The 6,530-nt window shown below is 72.2% G+C and carries 6 protein-coding genes and 1 pseudogene; 5 read left to right on the top strand and 2 right to left on the bottom strand.

What is annotated here, in order from left to right; genetic code table 11:
- Positions 1-299: 299 nt before the first annotated feature.
- Positions 300-1,664, bottom strand: coding sequence for a glucan biosynthesis protein G (locus tag x551_RS16925; RefSeq protein WP_231497784.1), 1,365 nt, complete (start codon positions 1,662-1,664; stop codon positions 300-302).
- Positions 1,665-1,966: 302 nt separating this feature from the next.
- On the opposite strand from x551_RS16925, the pseudogene x551_RS16920 reads away from it, so the two are divergent.
- The 3 genes and pseudogenes from x551_RS16920 (at position 1,967) to x551_RS16910 (ending at position 3,719) form a co-directional block, all read left to right on the top strand.
- Positions 1,967-3,057 (top strand): annotated as a pseudogene (locus x551_RS16920) (patatin-like phospholipase family protein).
- A 31-nt stretch (positions 3,058-3,088) separates the two neighbouring features.
- On the top strand, positions 3,089-3,346 hold the full coding sequence (locus tag x551_RS16915; protein WP_036249678.1) for a DUF1653 domain-containing protein: 258 nt from the start codon (positions 3,089-3,091) through the stop codon (positions 3,344-3,346).
- 115 nt (positions 3,347-3,461) lie between these two features.
- Positions 3,462-3,719: a hypothetical protein gene (locus x551_RS16910; RefSeq protein ID WP_036235327.1), complete on the top strand. Its 258-nt coding sequence runs from the start codon at positions 3,462-3,464 to the stop codon at positions 3,717-3,719.
- On the opposite strand, the gene x551_RS16905 is transcribed toward x551_RS16910, so the two are convergent.
- Positions 3,689-4,825, bottom strand: coding sequence for an iron-containing alcohol dehydrogenase (locus x551_RS16905; RefSeq protein ID WP_036235329.1), 1,137 nt, complete (start codon positions 4,823-4,825; stop codon positions 3,689-3,691). The genes x551_RS16910 and x551_RS16905 overlap by 31 nt on opposite strands.
- Before the next feature lie 112 nt (positions 4,826-4,937).
- Between x551_RS16905 and x551_RS16900 the strand changes: the two genes are divergently transcribed.
- Positions 4,938-5,852: an alpha/beta hydrolase gene (locus x551_RS16900; RefSeq protein ID WP_253950405.1), complete on the top strand. Its 915-nt coding sequence runs from the start codon at positions 4,938-4,940 to the stop codon at positions 5,850-5,852.
- Positions 5,849-6,530 (top strand): thioesterase family protein (locus x551_RS16895; RefSeq protein WP_036249675.1); only part of this gene is annotated, 682 nt, incomplete at its 3' end. The genes x551_RS16900 and x551_RS16895, both read left to right, overlap by 4 nt.

The following is a 6,530-nucleotide window of genomic DNA, read 5'->3' as shown; positions in this document are numbered from 1 at the left end:
GCCGTCGCCGCGGCGAGCCAGGCCGGCGCCGGCTGTGTCTTGCGATCGCCCCGGGCACTGAACAGTCGGCCCAGCCGGCCGGCACGCCCGTCCAGGGCACCGGGGTCATGCTGCCTCGGCGGACCGGGGGCGCTGTTTCGGTGCGCGCCGGCGTGGGGCGCAAGGGGGCGGGGGTGACGGTGGCGTTCATTCCGGGGGCAGGGCGTAGGTCCATGTTTCGGTGAGCACGTTGGCACCGTCCTTCAAGTGAGCGCGCAGCTCGACAGGCTGCTTGGCATCGAGGCGCTGGACCTTCAGGTTCAGTCGCCATCCTTGGTGGCCGGGTTGCGGTAGACGTTCGCTAGCAAGACGCGTGCGTTGTCACTCGATGTGACAAACGGCTGAGGCGGGACGGTGGCCGACGGCGTGTCGAGCGGACCGCCGGCATAGTCGATGTGGAACTGCAACTCGCCGGGCTGCGGGGCTTCCAGTCCCCGACCGCGGCGGGACTGCAGTACCCGGCCCAGGCGCAGAGGCCCCTGTGGGGCTGCGCCCTGCCAGAGCAGGGTGTAGCGCAGGGACAGCGGCTCGCCGGCGGCCGGCAGGCGCGCCGGTACCCAGTACGCCACCACGTTGTCGTTGGTCTCGTCGGGCGAGTGGAACTGCATCAGCTCGACGCGTCCGGCGCCCCAGTCGCCCTCGGGGCGCACCCACACGCTGGGCCGCTGTTCGTAGCGGGCCTCGGTGTCTTCGTAACTGGAGAATGCGCGGTCGCGCTGCATCAGGCCGAAGCCGCGCAGGCCCTGCATCGCAAAGCTGGTCGTGAAGGGACGCTCCGGGTTCAGCAGCGGGCGCCAGAGCCACTCGCCGTCTTCGCTCTCGATCGACAGGCCGTCGGCGTCGTGCACCTCGGGCCGGAAATCGCCCACGGCCTGCAGCGGCTGCGGATGGTTCTCGCCGCCGAAGTACATGCTGGTGAGCGGGGCGATCCCGAGCGTGCTGACCGCGCCGCGCAGGAACAGGCGGGCCTGCACCGCCACCTCGGTCACGCGGCCCGGTCGCAGCTCGAAGCGGTAGGCGCCGGTGACGCGTGGGCCGTTGAGCAGCGCGTACAGCGTGAGCGTCTGCGCGCCGCGCGCCGGCCGCTCGATCCAGAACGCCTCGAAGACCGGGAACTCCTCACCGGCACCTCCGACGGTGTCGACGGCGATGCCGCGCGCCGAACTGCCGTAGTGCTGGCCGGCACCCACGGCGCGCAGGTAGCTGGCGCCCAGGAAGACGACGAACTCGTCCTTGTAGCCCGGTCGGTTCAGGGCGTGGTGGACGCGAAAACCGGCCAGCTCGGCCTGCGCCTGGCCAGCCATGGCGGCTGCGGCCGGGCCATAGTCGAAGGCGCCGGCAGGCACGTTCAGCGGCACTTCTCGGCCATCTACCAGTTCGTTCACGCGCACGGGGCGGGTGTGGATGCCGCCGACATGGAAGAACTGCAACTCGAAGGGCAGGCCGGCATCACGCCACCACGCCGCACGCGGCTGGAAACGGATGGCGCGGTAGTCGTCGTAGCTCAGTGCCGCGAGGCGAGGGTTCGCGGAGGGCGGCGGTTCGCGGTAGGGCGCGGCAGCGAGCGCCCGGGCGCGCTCGGTCAGCCCGTTCAGGTCGAAGGCCGCCTGGGCCTTCGCACCCATCAAGGCCCCCGCAGCGGCACAGCCCCAGATCAGCGATCGCGCCGAGCGTGAACGGGTACGACCCATCAGGGGCTGGGAGAGGGCGGCGGCGTTCACGGGATCGTGGAGGGAATCGATCGATTGGTGCAATGCAGCACGATTGTTGCGCGGACTGGCTCGGTTTGCAGCCCCCGGAACAATGAGGGTGTGAACGCATGTTCGTGGCACGCGCCGGCGCCGGCCATCGGCGGCCACCGACTGCGTCTGTAGGCCGCCGCCTACGCATGGCGGCGACGCCGCCCGCAGCCCGTTAGCATCGGCCGATGACCACCCCCGCGTTGCGCATCTACGCCGGCCGCAGCGCCCGCGCCCACCTGGCCGAACACGGCCTGCGGCCGCAGGACGTGCGGGTGGTCGCCGGTGCCGCCGGCGGTCCGAAGGGCTGGTGCTGGGGCCGATGGACCGCTACCTGTTCGGGCAGTGGCTGGCCGGCAGCACGCACACGGTCCACCTCGCCGGGGCGTCGATCGGTGCGTGGCGCATGGCGACGGCCGCGCTGGCCGATCCGCGGGCCGGCTTCGCGCGACTGACCGAGGACTACATCGCGCAGACCTACGAACTCGACCCCGGCCGCACGCTGCCGAACGCGGCCCAGGTCAGCCGCGGCTTCGAGCAGGAGCTGCGCGCCTTCTTCGACGGACAGGTCGAGGCGCTGCTGGCCCATCGGCGCTACCGCCTGCACATCGTCACCTCGCGAGGCCGCCACGTGCTCGGACGCGAGGGCCGCGTGCGCACGCCGCTCGGCTATGCCGGCGCGCTGCTGAGCAACGCGCTCAGCCGCCGCACACTCGGCGCCTGGCTGGAGCGCGTGGTGTTCTCCTCGCCGGGCGAGACGCTACCCGTCGACCTGAGCGACCTGCGCCACCGGCAGGTGCGACTGACGGCGGAGAATTTCCGCCCGGCCCTGCTGGCGTCGTGCTCGATCCCGTTCGCGCTGAAGGCGGTGCACGACATCCCCGGCGCACCGCCCGGAGCCTACTGGGATGGTGGCATCACCGACTACCACCTGCACTGGAACTACCCCTCGATCAACCGCGGCGCCGCACCCGGCCTGGTGCTGTACCCGCATTTCCAGAAGGCGGTGGTGCCTGGCTGGCTCGACAAGTCCCTGAAGCACCGCCACCACGCCACGCCTTTCCTCGACAACGTGGTGGTGCTGGCGCCCGACCCGGCCTGGGTGCGCACGCTGCCGCACGGCAAGCTGCCCGACCGCAGCGACTTCAAGCGTTACGCCACCGACCTGGCCGGCCGCATGGCGGTGTGGCGTCGAGCGGTGGCCGAGAGCGAGCGGCTGGCCGACGACCTGGCTGTGGCGGTGGCGGCCGGGCCGCGGTTGACGGTCGAGCCGCTCTGAGCCCAGCCGCGCGGCGCGCGACAATCGCGGCATGGCCCTCGACGATCCGCTGTCCCCGCTGCCCGAGATCGCGCTCGGCACCTACGTCCACTACAAGGGCGCGCGCTACGAGGTGCTCGGCGTCGTGCGGCACAGCGAGACGCGCGAGCCGCTGGTGCTCTACCGCCCGCTGTACGGCGACCACGGCCTGTGGGTGCGGCCGTTCACGATGTTCACGGAATCGCTGATGGTCGATGGCCTGCTGCGCCCGCGCTTCGCGTTCGAGCACGGCGGCACCGCGATCGACTGAGCAGCGCCCGGGACCGCTCCCGTCGGTCGTCTTTACCTGGCAGCAATCAACGCCCCGTCCGGCACGGCGTTGAGAAGGGGTGGGCCCGACACCCGGGCCGCTGCGGAGACCCTTCATGCCCAACTCCCTTTCCCTGTGGCGCCGGGCCCGGTTCGGCGTGCTGCTGATCCCGGCCCTGCTGGGCGGCTGTTATGTGGTGCCGGTCGTGCCGGTGCAACGGCCTATCTACGGGCCGGGCTACGACCGGCCCTACCCGAGGCCCTACTACCGCGGCTACTACCGCGTCGGCGAGGCGGCGGCGCCGGTCGTGGCTTCGGCCGCCGCAACCGGCGCGCCCGAGCCTCACATCGAGGCGGCCAGCATGTCCCGGTAATCGTCGGCGCTCGCGAGCCGCGGATTGGTCTTGTGGCAGTGGTCGAGCAGGGCGCCGGTGACGGCGCGCTCGTGCCATGCCGCATCCACCCCCATCGCGGCCAGGCCGGTCGGCAGGCCGAGCCGGGCGTTCATATCGACGAGCGCGGCCGGCAGGTCGCCGGCCGAGGGCAGGCCCATCGCCTGGGCCATGCGTTCGAGGCGTCGCTCGCCGCGCACGCTGTCGGCGTCGGCGTTGAAGCGCACGACGGCCGGCAGGAACATCGCATTGAGGGTGCCGTGGTGCAGCCGCGGGTCGATGCCGCCGAGGCTGTGCGACAGCGAGTGCACGCAGCCCAGCCCCTTCTGGAAGGCCATCGCGCCCTGCATCGACGCGCTCATCATCTGGCGCCGCGCCTCACGGTCGCCGCCGTTGCGGGTGGCGCGCTCGATGTGGGCCCAGGCTCGCGCCAGGCCGTCGAGCGCGATGCCGTCGGCTGGAGGATTGAAGGCCGCCGACATGAAGGTCTCCATGCAGTGCGCCACCGCGTCCATGCCCGTGGCGGCGGTGAGGCCGGACGGCAGGCCGAGCGTCAACTCCGGGTCGCAGATCGCTGCCTTGGGCACCAGGTGCCAGGAATGGAAGCCGAGCTTGCGGTGGTCGTCGACGATCACGATCGCGCCGCGCGCCACCTCGCTGCCGGTGCCGGCGGTGGTCGGCACGGCGATCAGTGGGGCTGCCGCCGCGGTGATCTTCGGCGAGCCGCCTTCGATGGTGGCGTAGGTCTTCAGCTCGCCGGGGTGGGTGGCCAGGATCGCCAGCCCCTTGGCCAGGTCGATGCTCGAGCCGCCGCCCACGGCCACCAGCCCGTCGGCGCGGTGCGCGTCCCAGGCCTCGCGGGCCGCGCGCACGGCCGCCTCGGTGGGATTGGACGGGGTGCCGTCGAACACCGCGACGGGCAGGTCCTTCATCGCGTCGAGCGCCTTCTGCAGCACGCCGGCGGCACGCACCCCGGCGTCGGTGATCACGAGCGGACGGCAGATGCCGACACGTGCGCACTCGGCAGCAAGCTCGCGCACCGCGCCGAAATCGAACTGGACCTGGGTGATGTAGAAGATGCTGGCCATGCTGGAGTGCCTCGGGGCGCGCGGTTCGAGCCGGAAACGGCGGCTGCCAGTATGCTCGCGGCCGATGCCGTCCGCCGCCTTCCAGCCGCCCCAGCACGGACTGACCCCGACGATGCGCGACGTGCTCGACCGCATGCGCCGCGCCGGCCGGCCACCGCTGCACACGATGAGCGTCGACGCCGCGCGCGAGGCCTACCGGCTCGGTGCCGAGATCCTGGATCTGCCGCGGGTGGCGCTGGCGCGCGTCGAGGACCTGCTCGTCCCGGCCCGCGACGGCCACCTTCTGCCGGCGCGCCTGTATGCACCGAGCGGCGCGCGCCTGCCGGTGCTGCTCTACCTGCACGGCGGCGGCTTCACGATCGGTAGCCTGGACACCCATGACAGCCTGTGCCGGCAGCTCGCGCTGCAGGGTGGCGCGGCCGTGCTGTCGCTGGACTACCGGCTTGCGCCGGAGCACCGCTTTCCGGCCGCGGTCGACGATGCCTGGGACGCGCTGCAGTGGCTGGCGCGCGAGGGCGGGGCGAGGCTGGGGCTCGATGCCACGCGCCTCGCGGTCGGCGGTGACAGTGCCGGCGGCACCCTGTCCGCGGTGTGCGCACTGATGGCGCGCGATGCCGCTCTGCCGCTGGCGCTGCAGCTGCTGTTCTACCCGGGCACCGCCGCCCGGCAGGACAGCGACTCGCACCGCCGCTTTGCCGAGGGCGTGCTGCTGGCGCGGCCGCTGATCGACTGGTTCTTCGGCCACTACATCGCGACCGAGCACCGCGAAGACTGGCGCTTCGCCCCGCTGCTCGCACCCGACCACGGCGGTGTCGCGCCCGCCTGGATCGGCCTGGCCGAATGCGATCCGCTGGTCGACGAGGGCGTGGCCTACGGCGACGTGCTGCGCGCCGCGGGCGTGCCGGTGCAGCTGGAGCTGTGGCGCGGCGTGGTCCACGATTTCATCAAGATGGGCCGCGCGGTGCCGGAGGCGCGCCAGGCGCACGCCGCGGCGGCCCAGGCACTGAGGGAGGCCTTCTCGCCATGACGCTCCAACGCAGCGATTTCCGCCACCTGCACGCCCTGCGGGTGCGCTGGGCCGAGGTGGACATGCAGCAGATCGTGTTCAACGGCCACTATCTGATGTACTTCGACACCGCGCTGGCCGACTACTGGCGTGCGCTGGCCCTGCCTTACGCCGAGTCGATGCAGCACTTCGGCGGCGACCTGTATGTGCGCAAGGCGACGCTGGACTACCAGGGCTCGGCGCGCTACGACGACGTGCTCGACATCGGCATCCGCTGCACCCGCATCCGCACCTCATCGCTGCTGTTCCACGGCGCGGTGATGCGCGGCAACGACCTGCTGGTCAGCGGCGAGCTGGTCTACGTGTTCGCCGACCCGGCCACGCAGACCAGCCGGCCGGTGCCGCCGGCGCTGCGCGAGGTGTTGGAAGGCTTCGAGGCCGGCCAGTCCATGCTCGAGGTCCGCACCGGGGACTGGTCCACGCTGGGCGAGGCGGCGCGTTCGATCCGCACCGAGGTCTTCATCGACGAGCAGCGCATCCCGGCCGCGATGGAGTGGGACGCCTCCGATGCCACCGCGCTGCATGCGGTGGCCTGCAACCGCCTGGGCTTCCCGCTGGCAACCGGCCGTCTGGCGCAGGAGGCGCCGGGCCTGGCCCGCATCGGGCGCATGGCGGTGCGCCGGCCGCTGCGCGGCCGGC

This window comes from Methylibium sp. T29 (assembly GCF_000576205.1).
GTDB lineage: Bacteria > Pseudomonadota > Gammaproteobacteria > Burkholderiales > Burkholderiaceae_C > Methylibium > Methylibium petroleiphilum.
The sequence above is the reverse complement of the archived record's forward strand: the minus strand, read 5'-3'. Positions and strand labels throughout refer to the sequence as shown.

Excerpts from the sequence above, each read along its gene's own strand:
- x551_RS16925 (WP_231497784.1), bottom strand. The coding sequence starts at position 1,664 with ATGGGTGCGAAGGCCCAGGCGGCCTTCGACCTGAACGGGCTGACCGAG.
- x551_RS16915 (WP_036249678.1), top strand. The coding sequence starts at position 3,089 with ATGGCCCTCGACGATCCGCTGTCCCCGCTGCCCGAGATCGCGCTCGGC.
- x551_RS16910 (WP_036235327.1), top strand. The coding sequence starts at position 3,462 with ATGCCCAACTCCCTTTCCCTGTGGCGCCGGGCCCGGTTCGGCGTGCTG.
- x551_RS16905 (WP_036235329.1), bottom strand. The coding sequence starts at position 4,825 with ATGGCCAGCATCTTCTACATCACCCAGGTCCAGTTCGATTTCGGCGCG.
- x551_RS16900 (WP_253950405.1), top strand. The coding sequence starts at position 4,938 with ATGCGCGACGTGCTCGACCGCATGCGCCGCGCCGGCCGGCCACCGCTG.